The organism is Gordonia polyisoprenivorans (assembly GCF_017654315.1).
GTDB lineage: Bacteria > Actinomycetota > Actinomycetes > Mycobacteriales > Mycobacteriaceae > Gordonia > Gordonia polyisoprenivorans_A.
On sequence record NZ_CP072203.1, the window covers coordinates 1,512,031 to 1,534,771 of the forward strand.

General features: G+C 67.6%; 18 protein-coding genes. 13 read left to right on the plus strand and 5 right to left on the minus strand.

Annotated elements, in window-relative coordinates; translation table 11 throughout:
• The first annotated feature begins 65 nt into the window (after window positions 1-65).
• The 6 genes from J6U32_RS06880 to J6U32_RS06905 are packed head-to-tail and all read left to right on the plus strand — an operon-like array spanning window position 66 to window position 7,754.
• The gene (locus tag J6U32_RS06880; protein ID WP_208794176.1) at window positions 66-914 is read left to right on the plus strand and encodes a nitrilase-related carbon-nitrogen hydrolase; all 849 of its coding nucleotides are present in this window, start codon (window positions 66-68) and stop codon (window positions 912-914) included.
• 26 nt (window positions 915-940) lie between these two features.
• Complete coding sequence (gene hydA / locus J6U32_RS06885) at window positions 941-2,362, plus strand: dihydropyrimidinase (RefSeq protein ID WP_014358887.1); 1,422 nt, start codon at window positions 941-943, stop codon at window positions 2,360-2,362.
• Window positions 2,363-2,369: 7 nt separating this feature from the next.
• Complete coding sequence (locus J6U32_RS06890) at window positions 2,370-3,395, plus strand: TIGR03842 family LLM class F420-dependent oxidoreductase (RefSeq protein WP_208794177.1); 1,026 nt, start codon at window positions 2,370-2,372, stop codon at window positions 3,393-3,395.
• A gap of 1 nt (window position 3,396) precedes the next feature.
• On the plus strand, window positions 3,397-4,728 hold the full coding sequence (locus tag J6U32_RS06895; protein WP_208794179.1) for an aspartate aminotransferase family protein: 1,332 nt from the start codon (window positions 3,397-3,399) through the stop codon (window positions 4,726-4,728).
• The gene (locus tag J6U32_RS06900) at window positions 4,725-6,221 is read left to right on the plus strand and encodes a CoA-acylating methylmalonate-semialdehyde dehydrogenase (protein ID WP_208794181.1); all 1,497 of its coding nucleotides are present in this window, start codon (window positions 4,725-4,727) and stop codon (window positions 6,219-6,221) included. The genes J6U32_RS06895 and J6U32_RS06900 overlap by 4 nt, the downstream gene beginning before the upstream one ends.
• Before the next feature lie 24 nt (window positions 6,222-6,245).
• Entirely contained in the window at window positions 6,246-7,754 is a 1,509-nt protein-coding gene (locus tag J6U32_RS06905) for an NCS1 family nucleobase:cation symporter-1 (protein ID WP_208794183.1), read from the plus strand.
• A gap of 21 nt (window positions 7,755-7,775) precedes the next feature.
• Here J6U32_RS06905 and J6U32_RS06910 read toward each other — a convergent pair whose 3' ends face one another.
• The 3 genes from J6U32_RS06910 to J6U32_RS06920 form a co-directional block, all read right to left on the minus strand.
• Window positions 7,776-9,488, minus strand: coding sequence for a protein kinase domain-containing protein (locus tag J6U32_RS06910; RefSeq protein ID WP_244332661.1), 1,713 nt, complete (start codon window positions 9,486-9,488; stop codon window positions 7,776-7,778).
• 198 nt (window positions 9,489-9,686) lie between these two features.
• On the minus strand, window positions 9,687-10,169 hold the full coding sequence (locus J6U32_RS06915) for an Hsp20/alpha crystallin family protein (protein WP_208794184.1): 483 nt from the start codon (window positions 10,167-10,169) through the stop codon (window positions 9,687-9,689).
• Between the two features lie 107 nt (window positions 10,170-10,276).
• Window positions 10,277-11,446, minus strand: coding sequence for a nitrate ABC transporter substrate-binding protein (locus J6U32_RS06920; protein WP_208794185.1), 1,170 nt, complete (start codon window positions 11,444-11,446; stop codon window positions 10,277-10,279).
• Window positions 11,447-11,769: 323 nt separating this feature from the next.
• Here J6U32_RS06920 and J6U32_RS06925 point away from each other — a divergent pair, with 323 nt between their 5' ends.
• The 7 genes from J6U32_RS06925 (at window position 11,770) to J6U32_RS06955 (ending at window position 19,082) form a co-directional block, all read left to right on the plus strand.
• A complete protein-coding gene (locus J6U32_RS06925) occupies window positions 11,770-12,546 on the plus strand; it encodes an ABC transporter ATP-binding protein (protein WP_208794186.1) in 777 nt (258 codons plus the stop codon).
• Window positions 12,543-13,445 (plus strand): ABC transporter permease, encoded by a 903-nt coding sequence (locus J6U32_RS06930; RefSeq protein ID WP_208794187.1) that lies wholly within the window; start codon window positions 12,543-12,545, stop codon window positions 13,443-13,445. The genes J6U32_RS06925 and J6U32_RS06930 overlap by 4 nt, the downstream gene beginning before the upstream one ends.
• A gap of 39 nt (window positions 13,446-13,484) precedes the next feature.
• Window positions 13,485-14,525: an isopenicillin N synthase family dioxygenase gene (locus J6U32_RS06935; RefSeq protein ID WP_208794188.1), complete on the plus strand. Its 1,041-nt coding sequence runs from the start codon at window positions 13,485-13,487 to the stop codon at window positions 14,523-14,525.
• 22 nt (window positions 14,526-14,547) lie between these two features.
• Complete coding sequence (locus tag J6U32_RS06940; protein ID WP_208794189.1) at window positions 14,548-15,198, plus strand: GntR family transcriptional regulator; 651 nt, start codon at window positions 14,548-14,550, stop codon at window positions 15,196-15,198.
• Between the two features lie 31 nt (window positions 15,199-15,229).
• Window positions 15,230-16,435, plus strand: a complete 1,206-nt coding sequence (locus J6U32_RS06945; protein WP_208794190.1) for an alkaline phosphatase family protein — start codon at window positions 15,230-15,232, stop codon at window positions 16,433-16,435.
• Window positions 16,436-16,620: 185 nt separating this feature from the next.
• Entirely contained in the window at window positions 16,621-18,246 is a 1,626-nt protein-coding gene (gene groL, locus J6U32_RS06950) for a chaperonin GroEL (protein WP_208794191.1), read from the plus strand.
• A gap of 179 nt (window positions 18,247-18,425) precedes the next feature.
• The gene (locus J6U32_RS06955; RefSeq protein ID WP_432276985.1) at window positions 18,426-19,082 is read left to right on the plus strand and encodes a DsbA family oxidoreductase; all 657 of its coding nucleotides are present in this window, start codon (window positions 18,426-18,428) and stop codon (window positions 19,080-19,082) included.
• A 155-nt stretch (window positions 19,083-19,237) separates the two neighbouring features.
• Here the strand turns inward: J6U32_RS06955 and J6U32_RS06960 are convergent, their stop codons facing one another.
• A complete protein-coding gene (locus tag J6U32_RS06960) occupies window positions 19,238-20,425 on the minus strand; it encodes a YcaO-like family protein (protein WP_208794195.1) in 1,188 nt (395 codons plus the stop codon).
• A 43-nt stretch (window positions 20,426-20,468) separates the two neighbouring features.
• Window positions 20,469-22,679 (minus strand): YcaO-like family protein, encoded by a 2,211-nt coding sequence (locus J6U32_RS06965; protein WP_208794197.1) that lies wholly within the window; start codon window positions 22,677-22,679, stop codon window positions 20,469-20,471.
• Between the last annotated feature and the right edge of the window lie 62 nt (window positions 22,680-22,741).

The following is a 22,741-nucleotide window of genomic DNA, read 5'->3' on the forward strand; positions in this document are numbered from 1 at the left end:
TCGCCAGAGTGTCATTTATTCAATCACAAGTTGACGAGTCCCACCGACGACGGAGGAAACAAGCGATGACCGTGATCAGGGCGGCGATCACCCAGGCGGAATGGACCGGCGACGAGGAGTCGATGGTCGTCAAGCACGAGGGCCTGGCCCGCGAGGCCGCGGCTCAGGGCGCGAACATCGTCTGCTTCCAGGAGCTCTTCCACGGCCCGTACTTCGGGATCGTCGAAGACGCCAAGTACTACGAATACGCGCAATCCGTCCCGGGTCCGCTGACCGAACGCTTCGCCGCGATCGCGAAGGAACTCGGCATCGTCATCGTGCTGCCGGTGTACGAGGAGCAGATGGCGGGCCTCTACTACAACACCGCCGCGGTCATCGACGCCGACGGCAGCTACCTGGGCAAGTACCGCAAGAACCACATCCCCGACGTCGACCGGTTCTGGGAGAAGTTCTACTTCCGGCCCGGCAACCTCGGCTACCCGGTCTTCGACACCGCTGTCGGCAAGGTCGGCGTCTACATCTGCTACGACCGGCACTTCCCCGAAGGCTGGCGGGAACTGGGCCTGAACGGCGCCGAGATCGTCTTCAACCCCTCGGCCACCAAACCCGGGCTCTCGAACCGACTGTGGGAACTCGAGCAGCCCGCCGCCGCGGCCGCCAACCAGTACTTCGTCGCCGCCAACAACCGGATCGGCACCGAGAGCGGCGAATTCGGCGACAAGGCGGTCACCTTCTACGGCAGCTCCTACTTCGCCGATCCGCGCGGCAACTACGTCGGCGAGGTCGCCTCCACCGACACCGAGGAGATCGTGGTCCGCGACCTCGATCTCGACCTCGTACGCACGGTCCGCAACGACTGGCAGTTCTACCGCGATCGCCGCCCCGACAGCTACGACGCCATCCACGCCCGCTGACCGCGCCTTCTCGCGAGAGGATCTCCATGGCAACCACATTCATCCACGGCGGCACCGTCGTCTCGGCCACCGGCAAGGGCGCAGCCGACGTCCTGGTCGACGGTGAGCGCATCGTCGCCCTGCTCGAACCCGGTTCGACGGTGCTCGGTGCCGATCTGGCCACCACCGCCGACACCGTCATCGACGCCACGGGCAAGTACGTCATCCCGGGCGGCATCGATGCGCACACCCACATGTCGATGCCGTTCGGCGGCACCCAGGCCAGCGACACGTTCGAGACCGGCACGCGGGCCGCGGCGTGGGGTGGTACGACCACCATCATCGACTTCGCCGTGCAGAAGTTCGGTGAGCGACTGCAGGATTCGCTGGCGACCTGGCATTCGATGGCCGACGGTGAATGCGCGATCGACTACTCGTTCCACCAGATCGTGGGCGACGTCAACGCCGATTCGCTGGCCGCCATGGCCGGCCTGCAGGACGAGGGCATCACCAGTTTCAAACTGTTCATGGCCTATCCGGGCGTCTTCTACAGCGACGACGCGCAGATCGTGCGGGCCATGCAGGTCTCGGCCGAGACCGGCTTGCTGACCATGATGCACGCCGAGAACGGCCCGGCGATCGACGTCCTGGCCGAGCAGCTCGTCGCCGCCGGCAAGACCGATCCGTACTATCACGGCATCGCCCGCGCCTGGCAGCTGGAGGAGGAGGCCACCCACCGGGCGATCATGCTCGGAAACCTCACCGGCGCACCGCTCTACATCGTGCACGTCTCGGCCAAGCAGGCCGTCGGTCAACTCGCCGCCGCCCGCGACGCCGGCCAGAACGTCTACGGTGAGACCTGCCCGCAGTATCTGTATCTCTCGCTCGAGGATCAGCTCGGCGCACCGGGTTTCGAGGGCGCCAAGTGGGTCTGCTCGACGCCGCTGCGATCCAAGCACGATCACCACCAGGACGAGGTGTGGCAAGCCCTGCGCACCAACGATCTGCAACTGGTGTCCACCGACCACTGCCCGTTCTGTATGAAGGGCCAAAAGGACATGGGCATCGGGGATTTCACCAAGATCCCCAACGGCATCGGCTCGGTCGAACACCGGATGGACCTACTGTACCAGGGGGTGGTCGACGGCAAGATCAGTCTCGAACGCTGGGTGGAGATCACTGCGACCACCCCGGCCCGGATGTTCGGCCTCTACGGACGCAAGGGTGTCATCGCACCGGGCGCCGACGCCGACATCGTGATCTACGACCCCGCCGGGCACACGTCGATCGGCATGGGCAAGACCCACCACATGAACATGGACTACTCCGCGTGGGAGGGATACGAGATCGACGGCGCCGTCGACACCGTCCTGTCCCGCGGTTCGGTGGTCGTCGCAGACCGTGACTACGTCGGCACCAAGGGCCACGGGAAATTCGTCCGCCGTGAACTCAGCCAGTACCTCATCTAGGAGCATCATGGATTTCGGAGTTGTCCTGCAATGCCATCCGCCGTCGGCGCGCACCATCGCGCTCACCCGCCTCGCGGAATCGCATGGCTTCAGCCATGTCTGGACGTTCGACTCGCACGTGCTGTGGCAGGAGCCCTACGTGCTGTTCGCCCAGATGCTCGCCGAGACCCGGCGCGTCACGGTGGGACCGATGGTCACCAATCCCGCGACGCGCGATTGGACGGTCACCGCATCGCTGTATGCCACGCTCAACGAGATGTACGGCAACCGCACCATCTGCGGTATCGGGCGCGGTGATTCGGCGGTCCGGGTCACCGGCGGCAAACCGACCACCCTGCGTGATCTGCGTGAGTCGGTGAACGTCATCCGCGAACTCGGCAATTCCCGTGAGGTCGAGATCAACGGGGCCACGGTCCGACTCCCGTGGAGCTCCGGTTCGTCACTGCCGGTCTGGGTGGCCGCCTACGGCCCGAAGGCGCTGGCGCTGACCGGTGAGATCGCCGACGGATTCATCCTGCAACTCGCCGATCTCGACATCGCGTCGTGGATGATCGACACCGTTCGCTCGGCGGCCTCGGATGCCGGCCGGGATCCCTACGACGTGAAATTCTGTGTGGCAGCACCGATGTACGTCGGCGACGACCTCGATCACCAGCGTGATCAGTCCCGGTGGTTCGGCGGCATGGTCGGCAATCACGTCGCCGACATCGTCGAGCGCTACGGCACCGACGGTTCGATCCCCGCCGCCCTCACCGACTACATCAAGACCCGCGAGGGATACGACTACAACCAGCATGGTCAGGTCGGAAACACCCACGCCGACTTCGTCTCCGACGAGATCGTCGACCGCTTCTGTGTGCTGGGGACCGTCGAGGACCACCTCACCAAACTCGAGGCGCTCGGCAAACTCGGTGTCGACCAGTTCGCCGGTTACCTCCAGCACGACAACAAGGAGGAGACGATGCGCATGTACGGCGAGCACATCATCCCGACCCTCACCCGCGGTGGCGTCGCCGTGCGAAAGGAGAAGTGAGATGAGCACTCTCGAGAGCTCGGTGCAGGATCGGGCCTATCAGCTCGACCGCCAGTACGTCTTCCATTCGTGGTCTGCGCAGGCCGATCTGAACCCGATGGTCATCACCGGCGGCAGCGGTTGCCGGGTGTGGGACGACGCCGGGCGCAGCTATCTGGACTTCTCCAGCCAGATGGTCAACACCAACATCGGGCATCAGCATCCGCGCGTGGTGGCGGCGATCGCCGAGCAGGCGCAGACGTTGTGCACCATCGCTCCGGCGACGGCCAACCTTGCTCGCGGCGAGGCCGCCAAGCGCATCGTCGAGCGTGCCCCCGACGGGCTGAACAAGGTCTTCTTCACCAACGGCGGCGCCGACGCGGTGGAGAACGCGATCCGCATGGCCCGCCTGCACACCGGCCGTGACAAGGTGCTCAGCACCTACCGCTCCTATCACGGCAACACCGGTGCCGCCGTCGTCGCGACCGGTGACTGGCGGCGCGTGCCCAACGAGTTCGCGCGTGGCCACGTCCATTTCCACGGTCCCTACCTCTACCGTTCGGAGTTCTGGGCGAGCACCCCGGAGCAGGAATGCGAACGGGCACTGGCACATCTGGAGCGGACCATCGTCGCCGAGGGTCCCGCGAGCATCGCGGCGATCCTGCTCGAATCGGTGCCCGGGACCGCGGGGATCATGGTTCCCCCGCCCGGCTACCTCGCCGGCGTGCGCGCACTGGCCGACAAGTACGGCATCGTCTACATCGCCGACGAGGTGATGGCCGGATTCGGCCGCACCGGAACGTGGTTCGCCTTCGAGCCGCACGACGTGGTGCCCGACCTCATCGCCTTCGCCAAGGGCGTCAACTCCGGATATGTGCCGATCGGCGGGGTCATCATCTCCGACGCCATCGCCGAGACCTTCGCCCACCGGGTCTTCCCGGGCGGACTGACCTACAGCGGACACCCGCTGGCGGCGGCGTCGGTCGTCGCCGCCCTCGACGCCATGTCCGAGGAGGGCATCGTCGAGAACGCCGCACGTGTCGGCGCCGAGGTCATCGGACCCGAACTCGAGGCGCTGGCAGCGCAATTGCCGATCATCGGCGAGGTCCGTGGCGTCGGCGTGTTCTGGGCGATCGAACTCGTCACCGACCGCGCCACCCGGGAACCGCTGCCCGCGGCGCAGGTGGCCGGACTGAAGTCCGAACTCGCCGCGCGCGGGCTGCTCGCATTCACCGCCGAGAGCCGCATCCACGTGGTCCCGCCGTGCATCGTCTCCGACGACGAGGTCCGCGAGGCCATGGCCATCTATCGAGAAGTACTGTCCAGCAAGACGATCGAAGGAGTGACGAAGTGACCACCACGGTGCTCGACCATTACGTCGGGGGCAAGGCATGGGCGGGGGATTCCGAGCGCACCTCTCCGGTCTACGACCCGGCGCTCGGTGAGGTCAGCAAGCAGGTGCGCTTGGCCAGTGCCGCCGACGTCTCGCAGGCCGTCGCCACCGCCGTCGGCGCCTTCGACGGGTGGGCCAACGCCTCCATCGCGGCCCGCCAGGCGGTCATGCTCCGCTTCCGCGAACTGCTCGCCGCGCGGCGCGACGAGCTCGCCGAGATCCTGACCGCCGAGCACGGCAAGGTGCTCTCCGACGCGGCCAGCGAGATCGCGCGCGGACTCGAGGTCGTCGAGCTGGCCCTGAGCATGCCGCAGCTGTCCAAAGGTGAGTTCTCCCAGAATGTCTCGACCGGCGTCGACGTGTACTCGGTGCGTGAACCGGTGGGCGTGGTCGGGATCATCAGCCCGTTCAACTTCCCGGCGATGGTGCCGCTGTGGTTCTTCCCGCTGGCCATCGCGGCCGGCAACACCGTGATCCTCAAGCCCAGCGAGAAGGACCCGTCCGCGGCGAACTGGCTGGCGGAGCTGATGACCGAGGCCGGACTGCCGCCGGGCGTGCTGAACGTCGTCCACGGCGACAAGGAGGCCGTCGACGCCCTACTGACCCACCCGGACGTCCCGGCGATCTCCTTCGTCGGCTCCACGCCGATCGCGCGGTACGTCTACGCCACCGGCACCGCACACGACAAGCGGGTGCAGGCGCTCGGTGGCGCGAAGAACCACATGCTGGTGCTGCCCGACGCCGACCTCGACCTGGCCGCCGACGCCGCGGTCAACGCCGGATTCGGCAGTGCCGGTGAGCGATGCATGGCAGTGTCGGTGCTGCTGGCGGTCGACTCGATCGCCGACGAGCTGATCGAGCGGATCGCCTCCCGGATGGCCGGGCTGCGCACCGGCGACGGCCGCAAGGGCTGCGACATGGGTCCGTTGATCACCGCGGCGCACCGCGACAAGGTGTCGGGCTACATCGACATCGCCGAGGCCGACGGTGCCCGCATCGTCGTCGACGGTCGCGACGGCGAGTTCGACGGCGGCACAGACGGATTCTGGCTGGGCCCGACGCTGCTCGACGGGGTGCCGCTCGACTCGGCGGCCTACACCGACGAGATCTTCGGACCGGTGCTCTCGGTGGTCGGGGTGTCCGGCTTCGCCGAGGGCGTCGAGATCATCAATGCTTCTCCCTACGGAAACGGCACGGCGATCTTCACCAACGACGGTGGGGCCTCCCGACGATTCCAGCGGGAGGTCACCGTCGGGATGATCGGGATCAACGTGCCGATCCCGGTTCCGGTGGCCTACCACAGTTTCGGGGGTTGGAAGGCGTCGCTGTTCGGCGACGCGAAGGCGTACGGCAGTGCCGGTTACGCCTTCTTCACACGGGAGAAGGCGGTCACATCGCGGTGGCTGGATCCGTCACACGGCGGCATCAACCTGGGTTTCCCCCAGCATGATTGACCCACTTCACTTTTCGGAGAACTGATGACCGACACAACAATTCAGCAGACGCCGGAGCGTTCGGCGCTGCTCAATGCCGATCTCGCGCCCACCGCGGAGGGCAAGGCCACCTGGCGCTCGTGGGACCTGTTCTGTCTGTGGATGACCTCGGCACACAGCCTGGGTAGCTACACCTTCGCCATCGGCATGCTCGCCCTGGGCCTGTCGGGGTGGCAGACGATGCTCGCCCTGTTCGTCGGTGTGCTCGGACTCTGGTTGGGCTCCAACCTGATCGGTGTCGCCGGGCAGAAGGTGGGCGTACCGTTCCCGGTGTTCGCCCGCGCCACCTTCGGCATCTTCGGCGCCAACATCCCCGCCCTGTTGCGCGGATTGGTCGCGGTGTTCTGGTACGGCATCCAGACCTACCTGGCATCGCTGGCGGTGATCGTGCTGATCGTGCGCATCTGGCCGGGCATGGAATCCTGGACCACCGGTGGTTTCCTCGGGCAGAGCCCGCTGGGCTGGATCACCTTCATGGTGCTCTGGGCGGTGCAGTTGCTGGTGCTCAGCTACGGCATGGAAATCGTCCGCAAGGCTTCGGATTTCGCGGGACCGGTGGTGTGGATCGGCATGATCGCACTGGCCATCTGGATGCTCGAGCAGGCCGACTGGAGCATCAACTGGCACGCGCGCGTCGGCGACGTCCTGTCGCTACCGAGCACCATCGCCGCCTTCGTCGCCGTCGCTTTCCTGATGATCGCCTACATGGCCGGCCCGCTGGTCAACTACGCCGACTTCGCGCGGTTCGCGCCATCGAAGAAGGCGATCAAACGCGGTAACGCCCTGGGTATTCCGCTCAACGAGACGGCATTCGTGGTGCTCTCGATCATCATCTCCCTGTGCTCGCTCAAGGTGTTCGGTGACGGCACCCTCGACCCGGTGGCGCTGGTGTCCAAGATCGACTCGAACGTCGTCGTGGTGATCGCCGCGGTGTTGTTCGCGATCGCCACGGTGGGCATCAACATCGTGCTGAACTTCGTCTCGCCGTCCTACGACATCAGCAACGTCGCGCCCAAGTACATCTCGTTCCGGACCGGCGGCATCATCACCGCGGTACTCTCGATCGTGGTGTTGCCGTGGAAGGTCTGGGGTAGCGAGACCGCGATCGTGTACTTCCTCGGCGGTGTCGGTTCGTTGATGGGCCCGGTGTTCGGCATCCTCATCGTCGACTACTACCTGCTGCGCAAGGAGAAGACCAAGGTCGCCGATCTGTATTCGGTCGATCCCGACGGCGCCTACCACTTCACCCGGGGATTCAACCCGGCCGCGGTGGCGGCGCTGGTGATCTCGGGTGTGGTGGCCGCGCTGGTGGCGCTGGTGCCCGAGTCGCAGAACATCACGGCGCTGAGCTGGCCGGTCGGCGCGGCACTCGGCGCGATCCTGATGCTGGTCCTGAGCCGGTTCACCGGTGCGGGTCGCGTGGCCGGTCGCTCGACCGCCGACGTCCCGGTGGAGTCCGAAGTAGGAAGCGGGGTCACCGGCTCGCAGGCGTGAGCGGCTGCGGCACCGTCGTTCTCAGGCCCGCGTCCCCGTCGACACCTCGTCGTCGGCGACGCGGGCCGTGCCGGTGATCACGGCGTCGCCGAACACCACCGCATCGCCGCCGACGTGGGCCTCACTGTTCACCTGGGCATTCCCGTGAACCCGTGCGCGCCCGTCGATCACGGTGCTGCCGCCAATGGTGGCCGCTCCGGAGATGCGGACGTGCCCACGCACCCGCGCATGACCGCCGACCCGGCAGTTCTCGGACAGGATGGCGTACTCGTCGACCAGTGCGTTCTCGGCGACGCGGCTGTGGCCGCAGACACGGGCATTGCCGATGGCGCCGGCGTCGCCGTCGATGACCGCCTCCTCGTACACCCACGCGGTGCCCGATACCCGTGCGTGCCCGATGATCTCGGCATCACCGGAGATCCGGGCGCCGCCGGAGACGACGGCCTCGCCGAACACCGATGCATTTCCGTCGACCCGTGCGGTACCGCGGATCTCGGCACGATCGCCGACGAAGGCGTTGTCGCGGACGGCGGCATTGTCGGCGACCCGGGCCTCGCCGACGACCCACGCCTGGTCGCCGACCCACGCCTGATCGACGACGTTGTCCGCCGAGGCGACCCATCCGCCGAGATCACCTGCGCTCACCCGATGTTGGGGCAGATCGCGGGTGGCGCGTATCCGGCGGAGTGCCACGGTGTGCGAGATGCCCGAGAGTGTGTACGTGAACTCCTGTGCCGCACCGACGAATTCGATGTGCGAGGGCACCAGCGTCGGTGTCGAACCCGACGAAACCTGGGTCTGGGCGTAGGCATCGGCCGGCGAGGGCGCAGATGGCGTCGCAGCGACCGACGCCGGCGGGGGAGTCACCGGCGTCGGAGTCGACAGCGCCACCGACAGTGCGTGAACGAATTCCGCGCAGGATGGGTACCGATCGCCGGGACTCTTCGCGAGGGCGCGCAGGAAGACGGGGTCGATGGCCGGCGACAGGTCGGGACGCATCGCCGAGATCGACGGCGGCGGATCGACGAGGTGTGCCTTCATGATCGTCGCGACGGTGGGCCCCTGGAACGGTTTGCACCCGGTCAGCAGTTGGGCGGCCATACATGCCAGGCTGTACTGATCGGATCGGCCGTCGAGCTCGTGTGCCGAAAGTTGTTCGGGTGAACAGTAATCGAAGGTGCCGATGAAGGTACCGGCCGCGGTGAGCCCGTCGTCGGCGCCGATCTGGCGCGCGATGCCGAAGTCGCCGAGCAGGGTTTGGTCGATCTCGGTGTCGATGAGGATGTTGCCGGGTTTGACGTCGCGGTGCACGATGCCGCGGCGATGCCCGAAGTCCAGGGCGCGGGCGGTGTCGCGCAGCACGGCGAGCACGGTCGGCACCGGCATGCCCTGCGGTGCGTCGGCGACGAGTTGGGCCACCGACGTGCCGCGCACGAGACGCATGCTCATCCACAGCAGTCCGTTGTCGTCACCGCAGTCGTAGATCGACACGATGTGTGGATGTTCGAGGGTCGCGGCGAGGTGCGCTTCGCGTCGGAACCGCTGGCGGAATCCGGGGTCGGCCGACACCGAGGCGTTGAGCACCTTGAGCGCGACCATTCGCGGTAGCCGCGGGTGATGGGCGGCGTAGACGGTACCCATGCCGCCTTGTCCGAGGATGTCGGCCACGCGGTATCCGGCGATCTGTCGCTCACCGGATCGTTGCATCCCCCGCGCCTCCACTGCATCGAGCACCGCACCTGCTGCGGGCGCGCACAGCCCTCCGTGCGCACCACCGTGCGTGACGTTAGCACCGGTATTGCGGAGAATGCGTGCTCGAGCGGGGGAGATGACACCGATCGAATGAGCGGCCCACCCGAATGAGTGGCCCACCATGCAGCGGCGCCGCCCGGAAGTGTTCCGGGCGGCGCCGCTGGGGAAGGGGCAGGTACGTCAGCTCGCGTCGGACGAGCCGTCGGTGATCTCGATGCGCCGGGCGACCGCGGGTGCGGCCTTGGCGAGCTCGAGACGCAGGACGCCATCGGTGAGTGTGGCCTCGACCTTGTCGGTGTCGACCTCTCCCGGTACCCCGAGGCGATAGTCGAACTTGCCGGTGCGCCGGGTCTGATGGCGTACCTCGCCGGTGCGCTCGACCTCGGTGGTCTCACCGTGCACATGCAGGACGTTGTCGTCGAGTTCGACGCTGATGTCCTCGCGCTTGATGCCCGGCAGCTCGGCCTCGACGATGTAGGCGCTCTCGGTCTCCTCGACGGTCACCGCCGGGGTCCACGCGTCGGCGAACCGCGTGGGTTCGAGTCCGGCGAAGGCGGTGTCGAAGAAGTCGAGCAGTCCGCGGTTGTCCTCGAACATCCGGAACGGGCTCAAGAACGGGGTCGCGGCGCGACGGGCGGGAACGAGACGGCCGTTGGTTGCCATGATGATCTCCTTTGACTCGGGGCGCTTCGGTGAAGCACTCTTATGTCAAGTTGAGCGCACCACTATCAAGTTTTATTCCGCCCGCAATCCCCGCCTGTCGCTCCTGGTCAGCGAATGTTCTGGTCGATGAACTCGGTGGTGTACAGCTGCGAGGCGGGCAGGGTGGCCGGCAGGTTCGCACCCGTTTTGTTCAGCACTGGGATCAGCTCATCGATCGACGTCTGGGCCTTGGTGAGGTCGTAGCCACCCCAGGCGCCCGCGGAATCCGGACCGATCACGCCCTTGTCCTTGAGCAGTTGCGCCGAGTAGGCGGCCTCGCCCTTGCTGTAGGGGGTGAACGCGACGTCCTGGCTCACCCAGTCGGTGATCGTGGTGTTGATGGCCTCGGGTGCGGAGACATAGTTCTTGCCGGTCTGCTGGATCATCGGGACCAGCTTGGTCAGGCAGGCGCGCAGTGAGTCGAGTTTGTCGGCGCGCACGGTGACGTTCGAGGCGTACACGTCGTAGCCCGCGTCCTTGACCATCGCGTACGCGACGGGCTTGTCCCAGGACGGCGTCTCGTGCTCGTAGATATACGGCTCGGAGTTGGCGAAGCCCTGCTGTGCGATGGTCGGGTCGCCGACGAAACGGGCCGGGGCGCCGTCGTATCCGGTGTCGAGCTGACTTTGTTTGAGCAGGCCCTTGGCCACCAGCCACTGCGGGAAGACCTGGTCCTTGGACACCACGACGGTTGCGTCGGATTTGCCGATGTCGGCGATGGTCTTCCAGGTCGGATGGGCCTTCGGGTCCCACATGAGGATCGACGGGTTGTACTGCAGCAGCGGTGTCACGCCGACGACGCGCTGGGCGGTCGCCGCCGAGACCATCTGGTCGCCGTGCACCAAGCCGAGATCGATCGAATCGTCGGAGTACATCACCGAGGGCACCGATTGGAATCCGATCGCCGGCCCGCCGGCGCGCAGGGTGATGTCGACGCCGGTGTCCTTGCCGTCGAAGACGAGCGGCCCGGTGGCCGACTTCTGATCGGTGTTGACGCTGTAGCCCGGGCCGAGCAGGCCGATGACGCCGGCCATGTCGGACTGTGGCTGCCACTGGAGTTGCACCACAACATCTTTCGGGCACGACGCGGCCAGGTTGTACTGCGGAGGCGCGGGCGGAAGGCTCGACGCGGCGCCGGAGGTGCTCGACGAGTCGGTGCAGCCGGTGATGGCCGCGAGGCAGGTGGCCACCGCGGCGGTGGCCACGGCGGCGCGGAGGGAGGTGGTCGGGATTCGCATGGGGTGCTCCTGGACTGGGACTGAACGAATTGCATGTAAACGTAGGACACAACGCCGCGTGGGGCCACTCGGCTACATGTAAGCGGCGATGGCCGTCTGCGGCCGGAGGGAATGGCACCTGAGCTGGCGATTGTCCGGATCTGTGCAGGTGAAACCGGATGGGACGAGGATGTTCGACACATAGAGTTCACAGAAGGTCACGCGATCGCAATACATGTAATCAAGAATCGTCACCACGCAGCCGGTGTGGTCGCTACATGTAGTGCGATCGCATCTCGACCTCGTCCACCCGCCATCTCGCCGGCCCAGCACCAGGAGCGCCCATGAGTCTCATCGACACCGTCAACGAGCCGGACGCCCGGCACCTGCGCAAGGGAGTGGTCATCTCGGTGGCCGGGGCGCGCAAACGATTCGAGTCCGGGACCCAAGCCCTTGCCGAGGTCGACCTCGACGTCGCCACAGGCGATTTCGTCGCCGTGGTCGGTCCCTCGGGCTGCGGTAAGTCGACGCTGCTGCGCATGGCCGCCGGTCTCGAGTCGCCGACCTCGGGCAGCGTCGCCCTGGCCACCGACTCGGTCGGCGTGATCTTCCAGGAACCCACCCTGCTCGGGTGGCGTTCGGTGCAGGCCAACGTCGAGCTGTGTGCCGAACTCGCCGGAATGCCCAAGGCGCAGCGCAGGTCCCGCGCCGCCGACGCCATCGAGGCGGTCGGGCTCACCGGCTTCGAGAAACAACTGCCGCGCATGCTGTCCGGTGGCATGAAGATGCGGGTGTCGTTGGCGCGCATGCTCGCCAAGGACCCCGAGGTGATGTTGCTCGACGAGCCGTTCGGCGCGCTCGACGAGATGACCCGCCTCGACATGCAATCGGAGTTGCTGCGGCTCTACACCGCACACCGATTCACCGCGATGTTCATCACCCACTCGATGTCGGAGGCGGTGTTCCTGGCCAACCGGGTCATCGTCATGTCCGCGCGGCCCGGCCGCATCGTCGCCGATCTGCGCATCGACTTCCCCTATCCGCGCGACCCCGAACTGCGATTCGACCCGGCCTTCACCGCCCACGTGGCCGAGGTCTCCACAACCCTGCGAGGTGCATGATGACCCTGACAAGCGCTGTCCCGAAGAAGAACTCGACCCCGGCGAAGAACCCGGTCCCGACGGAGGCCCCGGCCCCGGCGACGGATTCCGCCGCGGTGCCGCGCGCGGCGTCACCGGGAACGGCGGCGCGCACACGCAAGGCCCTGGCGATGGTGGCACCCCCGGCGCTGTCGTTCGGTGTCGGGATCGCCCTGTGGTACCTGGTCAGCTACCAGATCCTGAGCCCGGAGCGACGATTCCTGCTGCCCCCACCGCATCAGGTGCTGACCACCTCGCTGCTCGACAAGGCCCACGTCGACCCCATGCTCGACGCGCTGCTCGTCACCGCGCGGGTCAGCCTGGTGGGCTTCGTGGTGGCCGCGATACTCGGCGTGGGAATCGGCATCGTGATGAGTCGCGGGGCATTCCTCGAACGCGCCATCTACCCGTGGGCGGTGGTGGCCCAGGTGATCCCGGTGCTGGCCATCGTGCCGCTCATCGGATTGTGGTTCGGCTACGGCATGACCGCCCGGACCATCGTGTGCGTCGTCATCGCGATCTTCCCGATCATCGCCAACACCCACTTCGGGCTGATGTCGGTCGACCGCGGAGCTCACGAACTGTTCACCCTGTCACGGGCGTCGATTCCCGCCCGGCTGTGGAAACTCGAACTGCCCTCGGCACTTCCGGCGATCATGACCGGTTTCCGTACCGCGTCGGGCCTCGTCGTCGTCGGTGCGATCATCGGCGACATGTTCTTCGCCAAGGGCCAGCCCGGCATCGGCACCCTGCTCGACATCTACCGCTCGCGACTGCAATCGGAGGATCTCATCGCCGCGATCATCCTCGCGTCGCTGTTCGGGATCGCGGTGTTCGCCGTGTTCAGCGTGCTCAATGCGCTCGTGCACCGGCGCCGCTGATCAGACCCGCTCACATCTCACATCCGAGAGAGGCTGACCATGTTTCACGTCCCCGTCATCGACATCTCCGCCTACCGAGATCCGCACGCCGACCCGTCGGCGCGTGCCGAGGTCGCCCGTGCCCTCGATGAGGCCTGCGCCGGAGTCGGTTTCATCCAGATCGTCGGCCACGGCGTCGCACCGGAGGTGATGACCGGCCTGGCCGATGCACTCGACGAGTTCTACGCCCTGCCGTTGGAGGTCAAGAAGCGCTACACCCGGCCGGGGGAGAATCGCGGTTACAGCCCGCCCAAGAGCGAGTCGCTGAGCATGAGTCTCGGTGTGGCCGCGGCGAATCAGATGAACGACTTCTACGAGGCGTTCACCGTCGGCTCCGAACGTGACTGGTACCCGGGGGTATCCGGGCTGCCGGTGGCGAGCTATCCCGACAACACCTGGCCCGACGCGGCCCCGGGATTCCGGCCGGCCGTCGAGCGGTGGTTCGACGAGGCGCGCACCGTGTCCCGAATCCTGTTGTGTGCGTTCACCGATGCGCTCGGTCTTCCCGACGGCTACTTCGCGACGATGGTCGACCACTCCATCGACGCGCTGAAGATGAACAACTACACCCTGCCCGAGGGGGAGATCGACCTGATCGGTGAGCTCACCGGGATGGGCGCGCACACCGACTTCGGGATCCTCACCGTGTTGTGGGCCGATCAGGTACCCGGGCTGCAGGTCCTCGACCACGACGGCGTCTGGCACGACGTCGAGCCCGCCGACGGTGCGCTCATCGTCAATCTCGGCGACGCGATGGCGCGCTGGACCAACGACCGGTGGCGTTCGACGATCCATCGCGTCGATCCGCCGGTCGTCGATGGTCGCATCCTGCGCCGGCGTTCGGCGGCGTTCTTCTTCGACGGCAACCATGACGCCGTCATCGAGACGCTGCCCGGATGTGCCCGCACCGATCAGCCCGGATACCCGCCGATCACCATCGCCGACAACATCAACGCCAAGCTGGCCGGCATGAAGTCGGGGATCGCACCGCAGGGTGCCGAGCGGGAGGCGGCGCGGGTCGGCGCGGCACGCCCGGCGTGAGCGCCGATTACGCTGCAAGGCGATGAGCGTCGACAACAGCGATGGGGCATTGCTGACCCAGGCCGTCCTGCGTCGGCTGCGCGACGAGATCTTCGACGGGACGATGGGCCCCGGGACGCCGCTGAGCGTGCCCGGGCTCGCCACCCGGCTCGAGGTGTCGCGCAGCCCGGTGCGCGAGGCGGTGCAGCAGCTCGTCGTCGAGGGGCTCGCCGAATACACCCCGCGCGTCGGGGCCAAGGTCGCGGTGCTCGACGAGGACATGCTGCGCCAGGTGTTCGAGGTACGCGAGGTCCTCGACGGTCTCGCCGCCCGGCAGGCCACCGCCCGCGTCACCTTCGCCGACCTCGAAGTCCTGTGGGAGCACGTGCGCCGTCAGGAGGAGATGCTCGAGCGCCCCGCCGACCATCGGCGCGACGCCGAACTCGACCTCGACTTCCACACCGCGGTCCGTACGCTCTCGGGCAACAAGCCCTTGTGCGACGCCCTGCTCAAACTCGACACCCAGTCACACCTGTACCGCTCGGACATGTGGGCACTCGAGGTCAATCGGCGGCTCGCGGTCACCGAACACCGCCGGATCGTTGCCGCGCTGGAGGCAGGTGACGCCGACGGCGCGGAGCGTGCCGCATGCGCCCATGCAGCAGGTGTGCTGGTACGGCTGTTGCGGACTTGACCGTGCGCCGCGTCGTGCACAATGGCGGGTCATGACCACCGACATCCCCGGCGAGTCGCTCGACGAACTCCCACCGACGCGATGGGCCGGCCACCCCGACACCCTTGCCGGTGTAATGGGTTGGGCCGCAGGGGTGTTGGGTATCGGTCCGCAACCGGTTGCGTCGATGCCGCAAGTCGCGGCCGCCGACGTCGTACTGCTGCTCGTCGACGGTCTCGGCGATCGGCTGCTGCACCGTCATGCCGACGTCGCCCCGACGCTGTCGGCGCTGCACACCACCACCCTGCGGGCCGGGTTCCCGGCAACCACCGCCACCTCGATCACCAGCCTGACCACCGGTACCGCGTGCGGCCTGCACGGCATCATCGGTTACGCCTTCCGGCCCGACGACCACTGCCGCACCACGGGCCCGCGCCGGATGCTCAACGCGTTGCGCTGGACCATGGACGCTGCCGACGGACCATCGGCCATGGCCACCTATCCACCCGATCTCGTCGCCCCGCTTGCCGGCGCGCTCGCCGGACTCGCCGAGCACGGGGTGTCGATCAGTTACGTGATGCCCGGGGAGTTCCGCGGGACCGGCCTGACCCAGGTGGCCTTCCGCGCCACCGGACGCCATCTGGCCGCCAACACCCCCGATCTCGTTCGTGAGGGTGTGGGCACCGCGCTGGCGCAGCGGTCGGGTCGCCGGGGCTTCGTCTACGCCTATCTCTCCGACCTCGACGCCGCCGGACACCGATACGGCCCCGGCTCACCGGAATGGGTGCGGACGCTGCGCACCGTCGACGCACTCGTCGCCGACCTCGCCGCGGATCTGCCGGCCGACACCGTGCTCGCGGTCACCGGTGATCACGGCATGCTCGCCGCGGGACGGCGCGTCGATCTCGACGCGGACCCGCACTGGACGGCCGGGGTGGAGATGATCGCCGGGGAACCGCGGGTGCGCCACCTCTACGTCGCCGACGGCGCCCGCGACGACGTTCTCGCCACGTGGACCACCGAACTCGGCGCCGACGCCCGCGTCGCCACGCGCGAGCAGGCCGTCGACGAGGCGTGGTTCGGCATCGAGGTGAATCCGGACATCGTGCAACGGATCGGTGATGTCGTGGCCGTCGCCCGCGACCGCACCGTGCTGGTCCGCGGCGACGCAGAACCGCTCGAGGCGAGGATGATCGGGCACCACGGCGCGTGGACCGCCGACGAACAACTCGTGCCGCTGCTCGTGGCCCACGGCTGAGGAGGTCCGACCAGACCTTGCACTCGCCATGGCCGAGTGCTAAAACGGACGTTGGCACTCACGGACCGTGAGTGCCAGGTCGGGACGGTGAGATCGGTTCCGAATGACACACCGGTCGTCCGTCGCGGGCACCGAGTCCGGCCATAGATACCTGGTGTCACCCCCTATCGGAGGATCACTTACCCATGGCCAAGCAAATCGCGTTCGACGAAGAGGCCCGCCGCGGCCTCGAGCGGGGCCTCAACAGCCTCGCCGACGCTGTCAAGGTGACGTTGGGCCCCAAGGGTCGCAACGTCGTTCTGGAGAAGAAGTGGGGCGCCCCCACCATCACCAACGATGGTGTCTCCATCGCCAAGGAAATCGAGCTCGAGGACCCGTACGAGAAGATCGGCGCGGAGCTCGTCAAGGAAGTTGCCAAGAAGACCGACGACGTCGCGGGTGACGGCACCACCACCGCCACCGTGCTCGCCCAGGCGCTCGTGCGCGAGGGCCTGCGCAACGTCGCCGCCGGCGCCAACCCGCTCGGCCTCAAGCGCGGCATCGAGAAGGCCGTCGAGGCCGTCACCGAGTCGCTGCTCAAGAGCGCCAAGGAGGTCGAGACCAAGGAGCAGATCGCTCAGACGGCCGGCATCTCCGCAGGCGACGCATCGATCGGTGAGCTCATCGCCGAGGCGATGGACAAGGTCGGCAAGGAAGGCGTCATCACCGTCGAGGAGTCCAACACCTTCGGGCTGCAGCTGGAGCTCACCGAGGGCATGCGCTTCGACAAGGGCTACATCTCGGGCTACTTCGTGACCGACGCCGATCGTCAGGAAGCCGTCCTCGAGGATCCCTACATCCTGCTCGTGTCGGGCAAGGTCTCGACCGTCAAGGATCTGCTGCCGCTGCTGGAGAAGGTCATCCAGGCCGGCAAGCCGCTGCTGATCGTCGCCGAGGACGTCGAGGGCGAAGCCCTTTCGACCCTGGTCGTCAACAAGATCCGTGGCACCTTCAAGTCCGTCGCCGTCAAGGCTCCGGGCTTCGGTGACCGTCGCAAGGCCATGCTGGCCGACATCGCCATCCTCACCGGTGGCGAGGTCATCAGCGAAGAGGTCGGCCTCTCGCTCGAGGGTGCAGGCGTCGAGCTGCTCGGTACCGCCCGCAAGGTCGTGGTGACCAAGGACGAGACCACCATCGTCGACGGCGCCGGCGATGCCGACGCGATCGCCGGTCGCGTGGCGCAGATCCGCACCGAGATCGAGAACAGCGACTCCGACTACGACCGTGAGAAGCTGCAGGAGCGCCTGGCCAAGCTGGCCGGCGGTGTTGCGGTCATCAAGGCGGGCGCGGCCACCGAGGTCGAGCTCAAGGAGCGCAAGCACCGCATCGAGGACGCCGTCCGCAACGCGAAGGCTGCCGTCGAAGAGGGCATCGTCGCCGGCGGTGGCGTGGCCCTGCTGCAGTCCGAGCCGGCCATCGACGCACTCTCGCTCGAGAGTGACGAGGCCACCGGCGCCAACATCGTCCGGGTTGCACTGTCGGCTCCGGCCAAGCAGATCGCCTTCAACGCCGGGCTCGAGCCGGGCGTCGTCGCCGACAAGATCCTCAACTCGCCGAAGGGCACCGGCCTCAACGCCGGCACCGGCACCTACGAGGACCTGCTGGCCGCAGGCATCAACGACCCGGTGAAGGTCACCCGCTCGGCGCTGCAGAACGCAGCCTCGATCGCGGCTCTGTTCCTCACCACCGAGGCCGTCGTCGCCGACAAGCCGGAGAAGAACCCGGCCCCGGCAATGCCGGGTGGCGACGAGATGGGCGGCATGGGCTTCTGATCTGATCAGAACCCAACGCTCACATAGCGTTACACGTGCGAAGGCCGGTCACCCGTACGGGGTGGCCGGCCTTCGGCGTCTGCGCAGATTCCGCGGAACGTCGCGTCGGGAGCGAACCTTCTGCGGTATCTGCCGCGCGGGGCCGGAATGCGGGCCCGATGACGACGGTTGAACCGCTCGTGAGTTCAACGATCCCCGTCGACGTGTGGTCCGACATCGCCTGCCCGTGGTGCTACATCGGCAAGCGCAAGTTCGAGGCAGGTCTCGCCGAATCCGGTCTCGCCGATCGGGTCACCGTCACCTATCACAGCTTCGTGCTGGCCCCCGACACCCCGGTCGACTTCGACGGCACCGAGGTCGACTTCCTCGTCGGCCACAAGGGCATGCCCCGCGACCAGGTCGGGCAGATGCTGGCGCAGGTCACCGCGATCGCCGCCGAGGCGGGACTGACCTATGACTTCGACGCGCTGCAGCACACCAACACGCTCAAGGCGCACCAACTGCTGCACTTCGCGAAAGCCCAAGGGCGCCAGCTCGACATGGTCGAGCGGCTGTTCCGCGCCTACTTCACCGAAGGTCGGCATGTGGGACGGGCCGCCGACCTCGCCGATCTCGCGGCCGACATCGGACTCGACCGCGACGATGCGCTTCGCGCCCTGACCGACGGCACCTACGCCGACGCCGTGGCCGCCGACATCGCGCAGGTCCGTGTGTACGGCATCAGTGGCGTCCCGTTCTTCGTGATCGACGGACGCTACGGTCTCTCGGGCGCGCAGTCGCCGGAGACCTTCGCCGACGCCTTGCGCACGGTGGCCCGGGAGCGCGCCGATGCCTGACGACGATTCGTCGCCTTTGCCGCTCGAGATGATCGGGCAGGCCGGCCAGGTGTGCGTCGACGGCGTGTGCGCCATGCCCACCGGACCCGACCAGACCGACGGCATTGTGTCGGTGGACACGGCGCCCCATTCCCGCCGACCACCGGCGGATCGGTCTACCAGCCCGGAAACGGGAGCGCACCCCGCGTCGTAGCGGTGACCGACGGGTCGGGCGGGAACGCGCCGAGAGGGAGCGTCGCCGCACCGGGGACGAGAAGTCGCACGCAGCAACCGGTTGCCTCATCGGGGGGCGACAGGTCGACGCGCCACGCGTGTCCGTGCGGCAGGTTCTCCAGCGCCGCAGCCCGGCCGTGCTCGTCGTGCGTGAGTGGAGTCTTCGCGACGAGAACGGGGGATCCGATCCGTTCGTGAACGGCATTGCGTACGAGCGGATCGAGGAGCAGCTGCACGTGGGCGACCGGATCCAGCAGGCGACGGTGGCGCGGGCCCGCGGCGCAGAGATAGTCGCGCTCGGCCCGGTGTGGTGGCAGCCCTGACGTGCCCGCACAGTACATGGGACTCGTTGCCTCGCCCAGGGATCGGGCGGTGACCAGTTGCCACAGCGCCCGGGCTATCGCCGTGCGCTGCGCCCGCACATCGTGTCCGTAGCCGCCGCCCACCGCGACGATCTCCGAATCATCCACCGCGGCAAGGGTTACCACGCCACCCAGACACGTGGGCAACAACTGCAGTGTGAGCGTCAACGGGCAGTCCGCCCACAGGCCGGCCGTCTGCGCATGCAGCGGGACCGAGGCGTCGACGACCTGGGGCCGGTCGCCCGACCACCACCGCCACAGCGCGTCCTCCACGGCCAGGCCCGCCCACGCCTCGGCGACCGCGGCCGCATGGGTCCGACCCGCACCGAGGCCGGCGAGGAACGGTGGATGATCGCGGGGCTCGCCGGGCTCGGTATCCCATCCGCGCGGAAAGGCGAGGGTGTAGGGCACCCAACCGGAGCGGTACCCGGCTCCCTCGGTCGCGGACAATCGACATCGGGTGGCGGCCACCCAGGAGCGCGGCGAGTGCGTATCCGGTTGAGTGACCGGGCATCCCGGCTCCGTGAGCAGATCGGGATCGATCAGGCCCAGGGCCGCGACGTCGAGTGTCGGTGCGCCCTCGGCCGCCAGGTCGTCGCCCGCGGCGAACCTGCGCGGCAGCCGATGGTGATCGGCCGACCACCAGTGGCGCAGTGCCGCCCACCGCAGCGAATCCGGGTCATCGACGGCAGCGAGGTCGACCACGACGGCCTGGGCGTCGACGCCATCGCGTCGGGGTAAGGACACCTGATGGTGCCGAAATGCCACGGGAATGTCGCCGCGATGTCGTATTCGTGTGGCGCGCAGCGTGTCAGGCATGCGGCATCGGGAAATAGTTGAGTTGATCCTCGGCGAGCGGGGTGGTCCGCCAGCCGAGTTGCACCGCGAGGTCGCGGACCCGTGACCGGCCGAGGAAGGGAAACGCCGCCGGCGCGTTGCCGACGGTCCCCGGCGCGATGACCCGCACCACGCGCATCCCCGCGCTACCGATGTCGCCGGTGGTGATGTCGACGACGATCGGATCGATTCCGTTCGCGAGTAGCGCATCACGATACCCCGCGGCAGATCGGGTCGGGAGTTCGGCGATGGTCCGCACAGGGATACTCGTCGTCGGCTCGAGCAGATGCGCCATGCGGTGTCGGGCCCGCGGATCGAGGTAGACCTGCTGCTGCACCATGAGGTCGTCGCAGTCGTGCATGTCGGCGCGGAAGTCGTCGAGGTAGGCGCGGTCGGCCCGCCAGGGTTTGAATGCGCGCCCGTTGAGTTCGCCGTCGGCCATCACCTTCCAGTGCAGACCGTTGGACCGCAACAGATCTCGTGATCCCTCCTGCAGCGTGAATGCCTCGGTGAGCGCCTTGCGCGCGGCGTCGGCGAACCGCGGCCGGGCGGAGAACCCGACATTGACCAGTGCGTCGACGTCGTCGTGCACCACCGACGCCGCGACCGGGACGCCGAACTCGTTGTCGAGGTGGATCACGAACTGGCGCATCCCCGGTGAGAGACCGGGCATCTCGATGCCGTCGACCGCCGGTAGCGGCGCGGCATTGAGCCACCACACCATCGTCGCGTGACGCTCGATGATCTCCTCGAGGGCGCCGGCGACGGCGAAGTCCTCGTCGGGTCCGGCGGCGATGCCGGCGAAGGCGCAGAAGTTGGTCGGCGGCGCCGCGGCGAAACCGGCGGAGTACCAGTTGACATAGACCAGCGAGGCGGGCACCAGGACGTCGGAGCCGTCGGCGAGACGAAGCCCGGGTACCCAGTGCACGCGGAGATCGCGGGTGAACGGGACGAACGGAAATCCGGGGGAGCGATGCTGATCGTCGCTGTAGAGCACCAGTTCTCGCGGATCGAGCACTGGGATGCCGCGTCGGGTGAGCTCGTCGAAGGAGCCCCAGGTGACCGGCAGGGTGTCGAGGATGTTGCCGCAGTAGCGTTCCGCGGATTCACCGAGTGCCGCCAGCCGTGCGCTTTCGGCGTCGTCCAACGCCGAGCCCTGGCAGAGAATGTTGTTGGCCCACGGGCTGACGGCGCGGATGTCGGCGACGTCGGCTTGCCGGGTGGCGAGTGTGGCGGGCACGCGGCGATCATGGGTGACGCTGCGCACGCGGACGATGACCCCCGTGCGATCGTCGACGAGGTCATCGATCGTGTGATCGCGATGGACGGTCGTGCGGTGCGGCATCGGCAGAACGGGGTGACGTCGGTGGGCCACCCCGTCGTCGGCGATCCACAACTCGTGCAAGACATCACCTCCTCCGGCGACGCGATCCGACGATGCGGGGGCACCGTCGGCGATGATGTCGAGCGCGGCGGAGATCAACGGGGCCAGCTCGGCCGGTGACGCACCTTGATCGCCGGTGGTCGCGGGGGTGCGCAGCACGCGGTGAACGCGGGTGTCCCGCGCGGCCGCGAGCCGGCGTGCGGCCGTATCCTCGTACGACGCACCGCATCCCGGGGTCACCAGAGGGCCCACCCACAGTCGACTGCGCGTCAGCTCGACGGGTATCCACCGCACCCGCATGTCGTGGCACATCCGATCGATGTCGATCAAATCGGACTCCCGTGCACCGCGGATGCCCACGACCAGAGCGGTTCTCGCGGTGAACGCCCGGTTGACAGCGGCACGAGCGCCCGTCCATGCGAAGGGCACGAGACCGTCATCGGGATGCGCCAGTTCGACGAACGCCTCGACGAGGTCGTCGTCACCGGTCATGACCGCGCTGATGCCACGGCGGGGAACTTCCGGCACGCTCACGGTGTCCGTTGCGAGAGTCGACGAGTGTGCGTGCGCGTCGACGAGGGCGCGCAGTGGCCGGACGGCGCGCGCGAGGTCCTCACCCATCAGGTCGTCGCGACCGGCCTGCCACGCCGTCATGAGTATTACTGCAGTCGCGGCGGGCAACCCGATCACGTGATGCGATTCGCCGCGGCTGATCACGCACGACGTGGCGTCGAGTGGACGTATCTCGACGCCGGTGGCCGGCGCGATGGCGGCGGAGATCAACGGGCGTGGGGTTGTCATGACACACTCCAGGAAACAATGGCGGCCGGCAACGGCACGGAACGGAACTCAGACGGTCGAGA